Raw genomic sequence first — 14,873 nt, forward strand, 5'->3', positions numbered from 1 at the left:
CGGGCGGTCGCCGCCGGGGCACGCACCTCGACGGCTTCTCCTCAGTCGCCGATGCTCCGCATGGACTCCTTCGTCGGCGCCGCCGATGCACGCACCCCAACGACGCCCGCTATCCGACGTGATCGGCCGGACAGGCCCTAGCGAAGGCGAGGTCAGCGGTAGTCGTCCTCGTCGAGTTCGATCACCCGGGCCTGCTCGGCGCGGTCGGCTTCGTTGGCCGAAGCCGGGTCGATGTCGGTGAGGGGTTCGTCCCGGTGGGGTGCGAGGTCGGCGTGCTGCTCGGCGGCGTCGGCCTCGGGGGCCTCCATGTCGGCCGTGGTGAGGTCGTCGTCTTCGAACGTCTCGGGGTCGGTCGGGTCGACGGGCACGGGGGCCTCCTCGGTGCGGCGGTGGACACGGACCTACCGGAAGCTATCGGTCCCGCCGCCCGGTGTGTCGCAGGCGCGCGGGGAAGCCGTCAAGGCACGGCGGAGGCAGTCAGGAGCGGACGAGTCGGGCGATCGCGTCGTTGGCTTCCTTGAGCTTCAGGTTGGCCTCGTCGCCGCCCTCGGCGACGGCCCGGCTGACGCAGTGCGCGAGGTGCTCCTCGAGGAGCTGGAGCGCGAAGGACTGCAGGGCGCGGGTGCTGGCGGAGACCTGGGTGAGGATGTCGATGCAGTAGGTGTCGCTCTCGACCATCCGCTGGAGGCCGCGGATCTGACCCTCGATCCGGCGCAGGCGCTTGAGGACGTCGTCCTTGTTGCTGGTGTAGCTGACGCTGTTGGCGTTGCTGGCGGCCATGGCCCTCTCCACTCCTTCGTCTCGCCTCGCAGGTGTGTCCCGAGCCTCAGCCTACTGTACCCGGGGGTGGTATCCGAGGAGCGCGGCCCGGCTGGGCCAGCGCGGTGAGCGCGCCCAGTGCGAGCAGGGCGGCGCCGATGCCGAGCCCGGCGGCCGTGCCGCCCGGCCCGTCGGAGAGCGCCCCGGCCAGCACCGGCCCGAGGCTCTGGCCGAGCGCGAAGGCCGTGGTGAGCCCGGCGATGGCGGCCGTCCAGTGCCGGGAGGGCAGGTGATCGCGGGCGCTCGCGGTGACGGCGGTGACCACGGACAGGAAGGCCGTGCCGAACAGCAGGGCCGAGAGCGCGGTGACCGGCCACCCCCGCCCGGCCAGCGGCAGCGCGGCCCCGAGCGCGGTGACGCCGATCAGCAGCGCGGCCCCGCGCCCGCCGCCGAGGCGGGCAAGGACCGGGCTCCAGCCGAGCGCGCCGACCACGGCCGCCGCCCCGAGCAGCACCCAGAAGGCCGTCACCCCCGCCTGGGCCACCCCGCCCTGGCGCAGGTAGGCCACGATGAAGGTCATGTACGCGATGTACCCGGCGCCGTACAGGGCGTAACCGCCGAGCAGGGCGGCCAGCTCGCGGGCCGGCCAGCGCAGCGAGCCGACCGGCGGGGTGCGGCCGCGGCAGGCGGACGCGCCGGGCAGGCAGGCGGGGGCGGCGAGCAGGGCGAGAGCGGCCAGCACCAGCCAGGCGGTGCGCCAGTGCGTGCCGTGCAGCACCAGGGGGACGGCCAGGCCGGAGACCAGGATGCCGAGGCCGCCGCCCGCGAAGTAGACGCTCAGCAGCAGGGTGGCCCGGCCCGGGGGTGCGCCGGTGCCCAGCCGGGCGGTGAGGGAGCCGCCGGCCACCAGGGCGACCGCGCCGCCGAGGCCGGCGGCCAGCCGCACGGCGAGCAGGTACGGCACCGCCCCGCCGGCCGCGGTGGCGGCGAGCGAGGCGATGGTGAGACCGAGGCCGAGCAGCAGGGCGGTGCGCTCGCCCAGGCGGCCGGTGAGCAGCGGCGCGGTGAGCGCGCCGAGCAGGTAGCCGACGGCGTTGGCGGTGCTCAGGGCGCCTGCGGTGGCCAGCGACCAGTGCAGTTCGGCGCGCATCGCGGGCAGCAGCAGCGCGTAGGCGAAGCGGCCCAGACCCAGGGCGATGGCCGGGACGGTGGCCAGACCGAGGGCCTGGGCCAGGGCCCGCCGCCGGGCGGCCGGGGCGTCGGCCACCTGCTCAGTGATGGCCATCGCTCCTCCTCCGCGATCCGTTCGGTGGGCCGCTGGGGTGTCGGCCGGGACGGGGGAGTAACGGGGGGACTCTCCCGTCCCGGCCGAGTTCATTGACCCGCCTCAGGCGGAGGCGGGACCGGTGAGCTCGTAGCCCGCCTCGTCGACCGCGGCGGCGACCTCGGCCTTGACCAGCGGCTGCTCGCTGTCGACGGTGACCCGGCCGGTGGCGAGGTCGACGGCGACCTTGGTGACGCCGCTGATCTTGCTCACCTCGGCGGTCACCGAGCTCACGCAGTGGCCGCAGGTCATGCCGGTGACGAGGTAGACCTCGCGCACCGCGCCGCCCGCGACCTCCTCGGCGGCCGGGGTGGTGCCGCAGGAGCCGCAGCAGGACCCGGTCGACCCGGAGCTCTCGATCAGAAGGTTCTCGGACATCTGCTGCTCCCTCGAAGCCAGAATTACCCAGCCCCACAAGGGCTGTTCGCGGCCGACCCGCTGTCGCGACAGTACCATACCCCCCTAGGGTAAGTGTGAACCTCGACGGGAACGCGGAGAGGCCGCCCGCGCTCACTCGCGCGGACGGCCTCCGGGGCAGGGCGGGTTCAGCCGACGACGGGGCCGCAGGTCATGAAGTAGGGGAGGGCGGCGGCGGCCAGGCCGAGCAGGAGGATGCCGCAGCGCAGGGCGGGGTGGAGCGGGGCCGAGGGGTGCAGCAGGCGGCGCAGGCGGGTCAGGACGGCCGCGCTGCCCGCGGCGAAGGCGGCGCGGGGGACGCCGCCCGCGGCCACCTCGCACATGGCGTCGGCCAGCGCCCGCGGCGAACTGCTGCGCAGGGCCCGGTCGTCGCAGATCATCTCGAGCAGCTCCGCCGTGCTCTCCCGGGCCGCCCGGGAGAGCGGCAGGCGGGGGAAGGCCCGGGCGAAGCCCTCGGCGGCGGCGGTGGCCAGGTGGTGGTGGCCGGTCAGGTGGGCGCGCTCGTGGGCCAGGACGGCCTGCAGCTGCGCGCTGGTGAGGCCCTGGACGGCGCCGCTGGTGAGCACGACCCGCGGCCGCCGGCCGGGCAGGCAGTACGCGGCGGGCACCTCGTGGTCGAGCACCACAGCCCGCAGTTCGGGCGCGGGCCGCCCGACCAGGTCGAGCAGTTCGGCGTGCCGCCGCCGGCGCCGGTGCGCCTGCAGGCTCACACCGGCGAACCAGGCGGCCGGCCAGAGCGCGGTGAGCGCGATCGGCACCAGCACGCCGGGCCCCTCGGCGCCGTGCGGGGCAGGGCCGTCGTCCGCGTGGTCGAACCACTCGGCGGCGCCGCCGAGCAGCCCGTGCAGGTGCCGGCCGGAGGCCGGCAGGTGGTACCAGGCGAGGGCGAGCGAGACCACGAAGGAGACCATCAGCGCCTGCCAGAGCACCACGGCCGTCCGGGGCGCGCGCTGCACCCAGCGGGCGCGGGCCAGCCGGCCGGGCACCGCGCACCCGATCAGCGCCGCGTAGCCGGCGAGGGCGAGGGAACCGATCACCCCTGCTCGCCGGGGGTGAGCTCGCCGGGGGTGAGCGAGCGCAGGGCCTGGCGCAGCGCCTCCTGCTCGTCGGGCGAGATCCGCTCGACGAAGTGGGCCAGCGCGCTGGAGCGGTCCACGCTGACGCCGAGCGCGTCGGCCATCAGGGCGGCGGTGTAGGACTCTCGGCTGCGGGTGGGCTCGTAGACCCAGGCGCGGCGCTCCTTCTCCCGGCGCAGCAGGCCCTTGTGGAAGAGGATGTCGGCCACCGTCATGACGGTGGTGTACGCGAGCGGGCGCTTGCGGTTGAGGTCGTCGACCACCTCGCGGACGGTGGCCGGCCGGCCCCAGCTCCACAGGCGGTCCATGATCTCGGCTTCGAGCTCTCCCAGTCGCCGCACCTTCGCTCCCCCCACCGTGCCTCCCTCGCTCGGGACCTCATCGTAGACGGTGCGTCGGGCGGCGGGGAAGGCGCGGGGCCGGTCCGAGCCGACCCCGTCAGATACCTCAGGGGGGTACGGTATCTGACGAGATCGGCGGATCATGGCTGGTCAGCACCGCCCAGAGCGCATGGACCTGACGAAGCTTGCTGTCATGGGCCGACCACCCCGGCCGCCCGGAGCATCCTGGCGAGCATGACCACCGACTCCGCTCCGCCCGCCGCCAGGGTCGAACTCCACCCGCAGACCCGGGCCGTGCACCCCGCCGTACCGCCGCTCGCGGGCGGCCGCCCGCTCAGCCCGCCGCTCTACCAGACCTCCGGCTTCGCCTTCGACAGTGCCGAGGCGATCGCCGAGGCGATGGCCGGGCCGGAGGGCGCCTTCGTCTACACCCGCCGGGGCAATCCGACCACCAGGGCGCTGGAGACGGCGCTGGCCGACCTGGAGGGCGGCGCCGCCGCGATGGCCACCTCCTCCGGGATGGGCGCGATCAGCGCCGTGCTGCTCTCGCTGCTGCGCCCGGGTGACCACGTGATCGCCCAACGCTGCCTGTACGGCGGCACCTTCTCGATCCTGGGCGACCTCGCGGCCCGGTTCGGCATCGAGGTGAGCTACATCGACGGCGAGCGCGCGGCCGAGGTCGCCGAGGCGCTGCGGCCCAGCTCGCGCCTGCTCTACCTGGAGACCATCGCCAACCCGATGACCCAGGTGAGCGACCTGCCCGCGCTGCTGGCCGCCGGCCGGGCGGCCGGGCTGACCGGGGTGGTGGACAACTCGCTGGCCTCGCCGCTGCTCTGCCGCCCGCTGGAGCACGGCGCGGACATCGTGGTGCACTCCACCACCAAGTACCTGGGCGGCCACTCGGACGTGATCGGCGGCGCGGTGGTCTTCGCCGACGCCGCGCTGCACCGGTCGGTCTGGGGACGCGCGGTCGAACTCGGCTCCACCGCCGACCCGTTCGCCGCCTGGCTGACCCTGCGCGGGATGCAGACCCTGCCGCTGCGGATGCGCCAGCACTGCGCCGGGGCGGCCCACCTGGCCGCGAACCTGGCGGCGCACCCGGCGGTTTCGGCCGTCCACTGGCCGGGGCTGCCCACCCACCCGAGCCACCAGGTGGCCGCCAAGCTGCTCGACGGCTACGGCGGGGTGCTCGCCTTCGACCTGGCCGGCGGCCGGGAGGCGGGCCGCCGCTTCGTCGAGGGGGTGCGCCTCGCCTCGCTGGCGCTCTCGCTCGGCGGGGTGGAGACCTTGGTGACGCACCCGGCCAGTACCTCCCACCGCGAGCTCGGGGAGGCCGAGTTGGCGGCGGCCGGGATCGGCGCGGGCACCGTCCGGGTGGCGGTCGGGGTGGAGCACCCGGACGACCTCTGGGCCGATTTCGACCAGGCGCTGAAGGGGTCGGAGTGCTCCTGAGGTGCAGCTCTGACACAGTATCGGCCCGCACTAGTTTTGGCTTGACCAAATAAACGAGCCAACCATATGTTGAATGAGGCCTTCAGGCCCCACCCCACTCGACTCCGCGTGCGTCCACCGCAGACAAGGGGCAAGCACATGCTGTACTTCGAGGACTTCAAGGCGGGAGACGTCCACGACCTGGGCACGGTCTCGCTCACCGAGCAGGAGATCATCGACTTCGGCACCCGCTGGGACCCGCAGCCCTTCCACGTGGACCCCGAGCTGGCCGCGGCCTCCGCCTACGGCTCGCTGATCGCCAGCGGCTGGCAGACCTCGGCGATGTTCATGCGCAAGTACGTGGACGAGCTGCTGGCCGACAGCGCCTGCGCCGGATCCCCCGGGGTGGACGAGATCCGCTACCACCAGCCTGTCCGGGCCGGGGAGGTGCTGCGCGCCAAGGTGCACGTCCTGGGCGCCACCCGCTCCTTCGGCAGCCCGGACACCGGCATCGTCAAGCCGCGCTGCCAGCTGGAGCGCGAGGACGGCACCGTCGTCTTCAGCATGATCCTGCACAGCATCTTCGTCCGGCGCGAGAGCCGCAGCTTCGGCCGGTCGCTCGACCCGTGTCACCCGTAACCCCCGTACCACCACCGCCAACACCTGACGCCAAGTCACCCGAGACGAAGGGGCCTCCCGTGGAAGCCGTATCCCGTACCGCCCAGTGGACCGCCGCCGCGCGAGCCCTGGAATCCGAGCGGGAGAGCCCGCTGTTCGTCGACCCGTACGCCCGCACCGTGGCCGCCGGGATCGGCTTCGAGCTGCTGGAGCGCTACGCCGGGGCCGGCACGGTCGAGTTCCTGGCGGTGCGCACCACGTACCTGGACCGTGCGATCGCCGAGGCCGTCACCGGGCAGGGCCTGCGGCAGGTGGTCTTCGTGGCCGCCGGGATGGACACCCGCCCGTTCCGGCTGACCTGGCCGGAGGGCGTCAGCGTCTTCGAGCTGGACCGCCCGGCCCTGCTGGCCGCCAAGGCCGAGCTGCTGGAGGGCGCCGAGCTGCCCGCCGGGGTCACCCGCACCCCGGTCGCGGTGGACCTGGCCGGGGAGTGGATCGGCTCGCTGGTCGAGGCCGGCTGGCAGGCCGAGGTGCCCACCCTCTGGGTGGTCGAGGGCCTGTTCTTCTTCCTCCCCGAGGACGCCGTGCGCCGCCTGCTCGCCACCGTGTGCGAGCGCACCGCCCGGGGCAGCGTGCTGCTCGGCGACGTGGCCAGCCGGGCCTCGCTGCAGAACCCGCTGGCGCGGCCGTTCCTCAACGCGCTCAAGGAGGACGACTCGGCCTGGCTGTTCGGCACCGACGAGCCCGAGCAGTTCCTCGCCGAGTGCGGCTGGGACGTGCGCGAGGTGAAGCAGCCCGGCGAGGAGGGCGCCGAGTTCGGCCGCTGGCCGTTCCAGGTGGTGCCGCGCGAGGTGCCGCGGGTGCCGCGCTCCTTCCTCTTCACCCTCGACGTCCCCCAGTCCTGAGCCTCCCGGAGAGACCACCATGAGCGAGACCGTCACCGACTTCCACCAGCGCGTCATCACCGACGCCGGTGCGGCCGTGCGCGGCCTGACCGTCGCGATCGGCGAGCGCCTGGGCCTGTACAAGGCGCTCACGGGCGCGGGCCGGGTCACCGTCGCGCAGTTCGCCGAGCTCGCCGACATCCAGCCGATGTACGCCCGCGAGTGGCTGCACGCCCAGGTCAGCGCCGACTACGTCAAGCACGACCCGGCCACCGGCACCTACTGGCTGACCGACACTCAGGCCGCCGTGCTCGGCGACGAGGACAGCCAGACCTACGCCCCCGCCTTCTTCACCGCCCTCAAGGCGCTCTACGCCACCGAGGACCTGCTGGTCGGGGCCTACCGCAAGGGCGGCGGCGTCGGCTGGGCCGACCACCACGCCAGCCTGGACGCGGGCATGGGCGCCTACTTCGTGCCCGGCTACCGCGCCAACCTGGTCTCCAAGTGGATCCCCGCCCTGGAGGGCATGGCCGAGCTGCTCGCCGAGGGCGGCAAGGTCGCCGACATCGGCTGCGGCCCCGGCTACGCGACCCTCATGATCGCCGAGGCCTTCCCGAACGCCACCGTCCACGGGTACGACTACTCCGAGGAGGCGATCTCGCAGGCCCGCAGGAACGCCGAGGAGGCCGGGATGGCCGACCGGGTGACCTTCGAGGTCGCCCCCGCCGAGGGCTACCCGGGCGAGAACTACGACCTGATCACCTTCTTCAACGTGGTGCACGACCTCGGTGACCCCGAGACCGCCGCCCGCGAGGTGCTCCGGGCGCTCGCGCCCAACGGCACCTGGATGATCGTCGAGCCGAACGCCCACGAGGCGGTCGAGGACAACACCACCCCGGCCGGGCGGCTCTTCATGGGCCTGTCCGCCGTGATGTGCCTGCCGGTCGCCGCGGCCCAGGAGGGCCCGTACGCGCTCGGCAACCACTCCGGCGAGCCGGCGCTGCGCGCGATCGCCGAGAAGGCCGGCTTCACCCGCTGGCGCCGCGCCACCGACTCGGCCGTCAGCGCCGTGTTCGAGGCCCGCCCCTGACCGGCCCCATCCCTCGACCGCTTATCCTCCGGAGGATCCGATGGCCACGGCCACACTCGAAGTGAACGACCGCTTCCGCGAGTTGCTCGACCGCCTCACCCAGAAGTCGATCGACGACTACTACAACCCCTACCAGCGCTTCGTCTGGGCCGACTCGCTCGAGGACGACCAGTGGTGGATGAGCCCCGAGCTGCTCTCGGTGCACGGCACCCCGCTGTTCGACGCCTACGACGAGAAGACGCTGAAGGCGCTGTCCAAGTGGGAGAGCATCAACTTCTACAGCCTCAACGTGCACGGCATCCGAGAGCTGCTGATCGAGGTGGTCGGCCGCGTCCAGACCCCCGCCTTCGACGTGCCCTCGGACTTCTTCCACCACTTCATCGGTGAGGAGAACGAGCACATGTGGTTCTTCGCCGAGTTCTGCAAGCGCTACGGGCAGAAGCTCTACGCCGGCCCGCCCGCGCTGAAGATCCCGGGCTCGGACCAGCACGAGATCGAGGTGGAGAACTTCCTGGTGTTCGCCCGGATCCTCTTCTTCGAGGAGATGGTGGACTACTACAACACCAAGATGGCCCAGGACACTTCGCTCTGCGAGACGATCCGCCAGGTCAACCGGATCCACCACGAGGACGAGTCCCGGCACATCGCCTTCGGCCGCGAACTGGTCTCCCACCTGCACACCCGGATGAAGGCCGCCGTCAGCGCCGAGCGGGTGCGCGAGGTGGAGCAGTACCTCAAGCGGTACGTGGTCTTCAGCCTGTACTCCTTCTACAACCCGCACGTCTACCGCGACGCCGGCCTGTCCGACCCGCTGAAGGTGCGCGAGACGCTGATCGCCGCGGAGGGCCGCCGCGCCGCCGAGCGCAAGGTGATCCGAAAGCCGCTGGCTTTCTTCCTCAAGTCGGGCATCTTCACCGACGACGTCCTCCCGGTCTGACGTACTGTCCACGAGGTGACCATGAGCTCCACCCAGAGCAAGATCCAGAACAGCACGATAGAGACCACCATCGAGCGCAACGGCCTGTCCGCGCTGGGCCCCGAGGCGACCAGCCTGCTGCGGCTGCTGGACGACACCTTCGCCGGCTGGGGCACCCGGGCCGGCGCGCTGTCGATGACCATGCCGCCGGTGCTGCCCGCCGCCGACCTGAAGAAGCTCGACTACTACGACAACTTCCCGCACCAGGCGATCCTCGCCGCGCCGCTCGACCTCGCCGCCCGCGAGAGCGCGCCGTTCGACGAGGAGCGGGCGGCCTTCCCGCAGGCCGCCCTGGAGCCCGCCGCCCTCGGGCTGCCCTCCGCCGCCTGCTACGGCATCTATCTGCACCACGCGGGCAGCCGGTTGGCCGGGGACACCCTGGTGACGGTGGTCGGCCGGTGCTTCCGCAAGGAGACGCACTACGAGAACCTGCGCCGTCTGCTCGGGTTCCACATGCGCGAGATCGTCGCCCTCGGCTCGCGCGAGCACGTCGAGGAGCACCTGCGCGGCTCCACCGAGCGGATCGCCGCCTTCGCCGAGGCAGTGGACCTGCCGCTGCGCAAGGAGGCTGCCACCGACCCGTTCTACGACCGGGGCGGAGCGCGTCTCCTGCTGCAGCAACTCTCGCCGGTCAAGCACGAGTTCCTGTACGAGGACCTGGCGATCGCCTCCGTCAACGTGCACCGGAACTTCTTCGGCGAGCGCTGCGACATCACCCTGGCCGAGACCGGCGAGCCGGTCTTCACCAGCTGCGTGGCCTTCGGACTCGAGCGCTGGCTCTCCGCGCTCACCCGTCGGCACGGCAGCTGGGAGGCCGCCACCGAGGCCGTGCTGCGGGCCGGGGCGGCGGTCTGAATGGAGACCGGAACCGTCCCTGACCGCGCCCCGGCCCCCAGCTGGGCGAACCTCGGCATGGACATCGTCTCCGCACAGCGCGTACGACGGATCATCGAGGAGCACGGCGAACCCTTCCTCGGCCGGATGCTCACCCCGCGTGAGCTCTCCGACTGCCGGATCGACACCGGGCTCCACCTGCTCACCGTGTGCGGCCGGATCGCCGCCAAGGAAGCCGCGTTCAAGACCCTGCGCGTCACCGGCCGTCCGATGCCCTGGCTGGACATCGAGATCCGCCGCGGGCCGGGCGGCTGGCCCACCGTCGAACTGTCGGGTGCCGCGGCCGTGTTCGCCGACATGGCCGGCATCGAGAGCGTCAGCGTCAGCATCAGCCACGACGTCGACTACGCCGTCGCGGTCGCTGCCCCGGTGCTCTTCGACTGAACCGCCAGAGCACTTCACTTAACCGTGTCCCACCCCACCCTAGGAGAAATCTCATGAGTGACCAGCTGGAGCAGGTCAAGGCCTGGCTGCTGAGCCGCCACCCCGAGCGTGACGACATCGCGCCGGACCTCGACCTGATCGAGAACCGCCTGATCGACTCGCTCTCGTTCGTCGAGTTCGTCTTCATGCTGGAGCAGGTCAGCGGCAGCCCGATCGACATGGACACCCTCGAGGTCGACGACCTGCGCAGCCTGTCCAGCATCGAGGCGCGCTACCTGGTCGCCGTCGCGAGCTGACCACCCGCACGCGGCTGCCGCCCGCCCCGGGCGGGCGGCAGCCCCCTCCCACCGACCCCCATCGAAGGGCCCGCACACACATGTCTCGCCGCCTGTTCACCTCGGAGTCGGTCACCGAGGGCCACCCCGACAAGATCGCCGACCAGATCAGTGACGCGATCCTCGACGCGCTGCTCCGCGAGGACCCGACCTCCCGGGTCGCCGTGGAGACCCTGATCACCACCGGCCAGGTGCACATCGCCGGTGAGGTCACCACCTCCGCCTACGCCCCGATCGCGCAGCTCGTCCGCGACACGATCCTGGAGATCGGCTACGACGCCTCGCAGAAGGGCTTCGACGGCGCCTCCTGCGGCGTCTCGGTCTCCATCGGCGCGCAGTCGCCCGACATCGCCCAGGGCGTGGACACCGCGATCGAGACCAGGGTGGACGGCACCGAGGACGACCTGGACAAGCAGGGCGCCGGCGACCAGGGCCTGATGTTCGGCTACGCCTGCGACGACACCCCCGAGCTGATGCCGCTGCCGATCACCCTGGCGCACCGCCTCTCCCAGCGCCTGACCCAGGTCCGCAAGGACGGCACCATGCCGTACCTGCGCCCGGACGGCAAGACCCAGGTCACCATCGAGTACGACGGCGACCGGGCCGTCCGCCTCGACACCGTGGTGGTCTCCACCCAGCACGCCGCCGACATCGACCTGGACACCCTGCTCGCGCCCGACGTCGAGCAGTTCGTGGTCCGGCCGATCGTCGACGCGCTGGAGATCGACACCGAGGGCTACCGGCTGCTGGTCAACCCGACCGGCCGCTTCGAGGTCGGCGGCCCGATGGGCGACGCCGGTCTGACCGGCCGCAAGATCATCGTCGACACCTACGGCGGCATGGCCCGCCACGGCGGCGGCGCCTTCTCGGGCAAGGACCCGTCCAAGGTGGACCGTTCGGCCGCGTACGCGATGCGCTGGGTCGCCAAGAACATCGTGGCCGCCGGGCTCGCGCGCCGTGCCGAGGTGCAGGTCGCGTACGCGATCGGCAAGGCCGCCCCGGTCGGCCTGTTCGTGGAGACCTTCGGCACGGAGACCGTGCCGGTCCTGGACATCCAGAAGGCCGTCCTCGAGGTCTTCGACCTCCGCCCGGCCGCCATCGTCCGCGACCTCGACCTGCTGCGGCCGATCTACTCGCAGACCTCGGCGTACGGCCACTTCGGCCGCGAGCTCCCGGACTTCACCTGGGAGCGCACCGACCGCGCGGACAAGCTCCGCCAGGCGGCCGTCGCGGGCTGACGGCCCGGTCGGTCGGTTCGGTCATTCCGGGGGCGTGGGGCACCCGGGCGGCCAGTGGGCAGCGTGCTGCCCGGCCGCGTGCCTCGCGCCCCCTGGCGTGCCCCCGTCGCCACCATCGAGTTGTCCGCCCTCTTCACCCGTGATCCGAGACGAGGACTCATGCGCATAGCCATCACCGGGTCGATCGCCACCGACCATCTCATGGCGTTCCCCGGCCGGTTCGCCGAGCAGTTGATGCCCGACCAACTGGCTGCGGTCTCGCTCTCCTTCCTGGTCGACGACCTGGAGGTACGGCGCGGCGGGGTGGCCGCCAACATCGCGCTCGGGCTGGCCCGCCTCGGCCTCGCCCCGGTGCTCGTCGGCGCGGTGGGCCCGGACTTCGGCGAGTACGGCAGCTGGCTGCGCGGCGAGGGTGTGGACACCGCCTCCGTGCGGGTCTCCAGCACCCGGCAGACCGCCCGCTTCATGTGCACCACCGACCTCGACCGCAACCAGATCGCCTCCTTCTACGCGGGCGCCATGGCGGAGGCCCGGGAGATCGAACTCTCCCCGACGGCAGCCCGGTTGGGTGGTCTCGACCTTGTCCTGGTCTCGCCCAACGACCCCACCGCGATGGTCCGCCACACCGAGGAGTGCCGCGCGCTCGGCCGCCCCTTCGCCGCCGACCCCGGCCAGCAGATCGCCCGGATCGACGGTGCCGACCTGCTGCGCCTGGTGGACGGCGCCTGGGTGCTCTTCACCAACGAGTACGAAGCCGCACTGCTCTGCAAGCACACCGACCGTACGCATGACGAACTGCTCGAGAGCGTCGGCACCTGGATCACCACCCTCGGCGCCGAGGGCATCCGGATCGAGCGGGCCGGCGAGGAGCCGGTCACCGTCCCGGCCGTCCCGGTCACCGACCCGGTCGAGCCGACCGGCCTCGGCGACTCGTTCCGGGCCGGCTTCCTGGCGGGCACCTCCTGGGGCCTCGACATGACCCGGTCGTCGCAACTTGGCTGCGCGATGGCGGCCCTGACGCTGCGTCATGTCGGTCCGCAGGGTGACAAGCTGGACACGGACGCGCTGCTGGACTCGATCCGGGAGACCTACGGCGAGCAGGCCGCTGACGAGCTGGCCGCGCACCTGGGCGGTGCCCGATGAGCCGTGGTGATTCGCTGCGCGAGGCGCTTGCCACCCGGGTGGTGGTGGCCGACGGTGCGATGGGCACCATGCTGCAGGCGCAGGACCCAACGCTTGAGGACTTCCAGCAGCTCGAGGGCTGTAACGAGATTCTGAACGTGACCCGGCCGGACATCGTGCGGTCGGTGCATGACGCGTACTTCTCGGTGGGTGTGGACTGCGTCGAGACCAATACGTTCGGGGCGAACTGGGCGGCGCTGGGCGAGTACGACATCCCGGAGCGGGTGTTCGAGCTGTCGGAGGCGGGTGCGCGGATCGCCCGTGAGGCGGCCGACGCTTTTGCGATGCCGGAGCGGCCGCGGTGGGTGCTGGGGTCGATCGGGCCGGGGACGAAGCTGCCGACGCTGGGGCATGTGGACTACGCGACGGTGCGGGAGGGGTTCCGGCAGAACGCGGCGGGTCTGATCGCCGGTGGTGCGGACGGTCTGCTGGTGGAGACCAGCCAGGACCTGCTGCAGACCAAGGCGGCCGTTCTCGGCGCCAAGGCCGCCGTCGAGGAGGCCGGGCTGGACCTGCCGGTGTTCGTGCAGGTGACGGTGGAGACCACCGGGACGATGCTGCTGGGCTCCGAGATCGGCGCCGCGCTGACGGCGCTGGAGCCGCTGGGTGTCGACTTCATCGGGCTGAACTGTGCGACCGGCCCGGCGGAGATGAGCGAGCACCTGCGCTATCTGGCGAAGAACGCGCGGGTGGGTCTGTCGTGCATGCCGAACGCGGGTCTGCCGGTGCTGGGCAAGGACGGCGCCCACTACCCGCTCTCGCCTTCGGAGTTGGCCGATGCGCACGAGACTTTCGTGCGGGAGTACGGCCTGAACCTGGTGGGTGGCTGTTGCGGCACCACCCCCGAGCACCTGAAGGCCGTGGTCGAGCGCGTGCGTGGTATTCCGGTGACGGCGCGCGCGCCGAGGCCGGAGCCGTCGGCGGCCTCGCTCTACCAGTCGGTGCCCTTCCGGCAGGACACGTCGTACCTGGCGATCGGTGAGCGGACGAACGCCAACGGGTCGAAGAAGTTCCGTGAGTCGATGCTGGCGGGGGACTGGCAGGCCTGTGTGGAGATCGCCCGGGACCAGATCCGTGAGGGCGCCCACCTGCTGGACCTGTGTGTGGACTACGTCGGCCGGGACGGTGTGGCCGACATGAAGGAGATCGCGGGGCGGCTCGCCACGGCCTCCACCCTGCCGATCGTGCTCGACTCCACCGAGCCGCCGGTGCTCCGGGCCGGCCTGGAGGCGCTGGGCGGGCGCGCGGTGCTCAACTCCGTGAACTACGAGGACGGCAACGCGGCGGGCTCCCGCTTCGCGGTGATCGCCTCGCTCGCGCGGGAGCACGGTGCGGGTCTGATAGCGCTGACCATCGACGAGGAGGGCCAGGCGCGCACCGCCGCGAAGAAGGTGGAGATCGCCGAGCGCCTGATCGCCGAACTCACCCAGGACTACGGCGTGGACGAGGGCTCGATCCTGGTCGACTGTCTGGCCTTCACCCTGGCCACCGGCCAGGAGGAGTCCCGCCGGGACGGCATCGAGACCATCGAGGCGATCCGCGAGCTGAAGCGCCGTCACCCCGACGTGCAGACCACGCTGGGTCTGTCGAACATCTCCTTCGGTCTCAACCCGGCCGCCCGTCAGGTGCTCAACTCGGTGTTCCTGAACGAGTGCGTCGAGGCCGGGCTCGATTCGGCGATCGTGCACGCCGCGAAGATCCTGCCGGTGGCGCGTATTCCGGAGGAGCAGCGCACTGCCGCCCTGGACCTGGTCTACGACCGCCGTAGTGAGGGTTACGACCCGCTGCAGAAGCTGTTGCAGTTGTTCGAGGGTGTCTCGATGGCCTCTTCGCGGGAGTCGAAGGCGCAGGAGCTGGCGGCGCTGCCGCTGGAGGAGCGTCTGCAGCGGCGGATCATCGACGGCGAGCGGAACGGGCTGGAGGC

General features: G+C 72.1%; 17 protein-coding genes. 11 read left to right on the forward strand and 6 right to left on the reverse strand.

Going from position 1 to position 14,873, the window contains the following annotated elements; translation table 11 throughout:
* Positions 1 to 152: 152 nt before the first annotated feature.
* The 6 genes from ABT095_RS25205 to ABT095_RS25230 form a co-directional block, all read right to left on the reverse strand.
* The gene (locus tag ABT095_RS25205) at positions 153 to 368 is read right to left on the reverse strand and encodes a hypothetical protein (protein ID WP_350531762.1); all 216 of its coding nucleotides are present in this window, start codon (positions 366 to 368) and stop codon (positions 153 to 155) included.
* 109 nt (positions 369 to 477) lie between these two features.
* Positions 478 to 780, reverse strand: a complete 303-nt coding sequence (locus ABT095_RS25210) for a metal-sensitive transcriptional regulator (protein WP_350531763.1) — start codon at positions 778 to 780, stop codon at positions 478 to 480.
* Between the two features lie 46 nt (positions 781 to 826).
* The gene (locus ABT095_RS25215) at positions 827 to 2,044 is read right to left on the reverse strand and encodes a YbfB/YjiJ family MFS transporter (protein ID WP_350531764.1); all 1,218 of its coding nucleotides are present in this window, start codon (positions 2,042 to 2,044) and stop codon (positions 827 to 829) included.
* 102 nt (positions 2,045 to 2,146) lie between these two features.
* Complete coding sequence (locus ABT095_RS25220) at positions 2,147 to 2,461, reverse strand: heavy-metal-associated domain-containing protein (protein ID WP_350531765.1); 315 nt, start codon at positions 2,459 to 2,461, stop codon at positions 2,147 to 2,149.
* Positions 2,462 to 2,628: 167 nt separating this feature from the next.
* Positions 2,629 to 3,537: a M56 family metallopeptidase gene (locus tag ABT095_RS25225; protein WP_350531766.1), complete on the reverse strand. Its 909-nt coding sequence runs from the start codon at positions 3,535 to 3,537 to the stop codon at positions 2,629 to 2,631.
* The gene (locus ABT095_RS25230; protein WP_350531767.1) at positions 3,534 to 3,917 is read right to left on the reverse strand and encodes a BlaI/MecI/CopY family transcriptional regulator; all 384 of its coding nucleotides are present in this window, start codon (positions 3,915 to 3,917) and stop codon (positions 3,534 to 3,536) included. The genes ABT095_RS25225 and ABT095_RS25230 overlap by 4 nt, the downstream gene beginning before the upstream one ends.
* A gap of 234 nt (positions 3,918 to 4,151) precedes the next feature.
* On the opposite strand from ABT095_RS25230, the gene ABT095_RS25235 reads away from it, so the two are divergent.
* The 11 genes from ABT095_RS25235 to ABT095_RS25285 form a co-directional block, all read left to right on the forward strand.
* Complete coding sequence (locus tag ABT095_RS25235; RefSeq protein WP_350531768.1) at positions 4,152 to 5,369, forward strand: trans-sulfuration enzyme family protein; 1,218 nt, start codon at positions 4,152 to 4,154, stop codon at positions 5,367 to 5,369.
* Between the two features lie 138 nt (positions 5,370 to 5,507).
* Positions 5,508 to 5,987 carry a MaoC family dehydratase gene (locus tag ABT095_RS25240; protein WP_350531769.1) on the forward strand — a complete coding sequence of 160 codons (480 nt, stop codon included), beginning with the start codon at positions 5,508 to 5,510 and terminating at the stop codon, positions 5,985 to 5,987.
* A 59-nt stretch (positions 5,988 to 6,046) separates the two neighbouring features.
* Positions 6,047 to 6,871 carry an SAM-dependent methyltransferase gene (locus ABT095_RS25245; RefSeq protein WP_350531770.1) on the forward strand — a complete coding sequence of 275 codons (825 nt, stop codon included), beginning with the start codon at positions 6,047 to 6,049 and terminating at the stop codon, positions 6,869 to 6,871.
* 19 nt (positions 6,872 to 6,890) lie between these two features.
* Complete coding sequence (locus tag ABT095_RS25250) at positions 6,891 to 7,940, forward strand: class I SAM-dependent methyltransferase (RefSeq protein ID WP_350531771.1); 1,050 nt, start codon at positions 6,891 to 6,893, stop codon at positions 7,938 to 7,940.
* A 40-nt stretch (positions 7,941 to 7,980) separates the two neighbouring features.
* A complete protein-coding gene (locus ABT095_RS25255) occupies positions 7,981 to 8,877 on the forward strand; it encodes a diiron oxygenase (RefSeq protein ID WP_350531772.1) in 897 nt (298 codons plus the stop codon).
* A 21-nt stretch (positions 8,878 to 8,898) separates the two neighbouring features.
* Positions 8,899 to 9,771 carry a class-II aminoacyl-tRNA synthetase family protein gene (locus tag ABT095_RS25260; protein WP_350531779.1) on the forward strand — a complete coding sequence of 291 codons (873 nt, stop codon included), beginning with the start codon at positions 8,899 to 8,901 and terminating at the stop codon, positions 9,769 to 9,771.
* The gene (gene acpS / locus ABT095_RS25265; protein WP_350531773.1) at positions 9,772 to 10,194 is read left to right on the forward strand and encodes a holo-ACP synthase; all 423 of its coding nucleotides are present in this window, start codon (positions 9,772 to 9,774) and stop codon (positions 10,192 to 10,194) included.
* Positions 10,195 to 10,247: 53 nt separating this feature from the next.
* Positions 10,248 to 10,490, forward strand: coding sequence for an acyl carrier protein (locus tag ABT095_RS25270; RefSeq protein ID WP_350531774.1), 243 nt, complete (start codon positions 10,248 to 10,250; stop codon positions 10,488 to 10,490).
* 80 nt (positions 10,491 to 10,570) lie between these two features.
* Positions 10,571 to 11,767, forward strand: coding sequence for a methionine adenosyltransferase (gene metK / locus ABT095_RS25275; protein WP_350531775.1), 1,197 nt, complete (start codon positions 10,571 to 10,573; stop codon positions 11,765 to 11,767).
* Positions 11,768 to 11,926: 159 nt separating this feature from the next.
* The gene (locus ABT095_RS25280) at positions 11,927 to 12,910 is read left to right on the forward strand and encodes a carbohydrate kinase family protein (protein WP_350531776.1); all 984 of its coding nucleotides are present in this window, start codon (positions 11,927 to 11,929) and stop codon (positions 12,908 to 12,910) included.
* Positions 12,907 to 14,873, forward strand: a 1,967-nt coding sequence (locus ABT095_RS25285; protein WP_350531777.1) for a homocysteine S-methyltransferase family protein, incomplete at its 3' end; no start/stop codon positions are given. The genes ABT095_RS25280 and ABT095_RS25285, both read left to right, overlap by 4 nt.

This window comes from Kitasatospora sp. NPDC002227 (assembly GCF_040296285.1).
Taxonomy (GTDB): Bacteria; Actinomycetota; Actinomycetes; order Streptomycetales; family Streptomycetaceae; genus Kitasatospora.

Coding starts and splice junctions, on each gene's coding strand:
- ABT095_RS25260 (WP_350531779.1), top strand. CDS start 8,899: ATGAGCTCCACCCAGAGCAAGATCCAGAACAGCACGATAGAGACCACC.
- ABT095_RS25270 (WP_350531774.1), top strand. CDS start 10,248: ATGAGTGACCAGCTGGAGCAGGTCAAGGCCTGGCTGCTGAGCCGCCAC.
- acpS (WP_350531773.1), top strand. CDS start 9,772: ATGGAGACCGGAACCGTCCCTGACCGCGCCCCGGCCCCCAGCTGGGCG.
- ABT095_RS25240 (WP_350531769.1), top strand. CDS start 5,508: ATGCTGTACTTCGAGGACTTCAAGGCGGGAGACGTCCACGACCTGGGC.
- ABT095_RS25280 (WP_350531776.1), top strand. CDS start 11,927: ATGCGCATAGCCATCACCGGGTCGATCGCCACCGACCATCTCATGGCG.
- ABT095_RS25255 (WP_350531772.1), top strand. CDS start 7,981: ATGGCCACGGCCACACTCGAAGTGAACGACCGCTTCCGCGAGTTGCTC.
- ABT095_RS25210 (WP_350531763.1), bottom strand. CDS start 780: ATGGCCGCCAGCAACGCCAACAGCGTCAGCTACACCAGCAACAAGGAC.
- ABT095_RS25235 (WP_350531768.1), top strand. CDS start 4,152: ATGACCACCGACTCCGCTCCGCCCGCCGCCAGGGTCGAACTCCACCCG.
- ABT095_RS25215 (WP_350531764.1), bottom strand. CDS start 2,044: ATGGCCATCACTGAGCAGGTGGCCGACGCCCCGGCCGCCCGGCGGCGG.
- ABT095_RS25220 (WP_350531765.1), bottom strand. CDS start 2,461: ATGTCCGAGAACCTTCTGATCGAGAGCTCCGGGTCGACCGGGTCCTGC.
- metK (WP_350531775.1), top strand. CDS start 10,571: ATGTCTCGCCGCCTGTTCACCTCGGAGTCGGTCACCGAGGGCCACCCC.
- ABT095_RS25250 (WP_350531771.1), top strand. CDS start 6,891: ATGAGCGAGACCGTCACCGACTTCCACCAGCGCGTCATCACCGACGCC.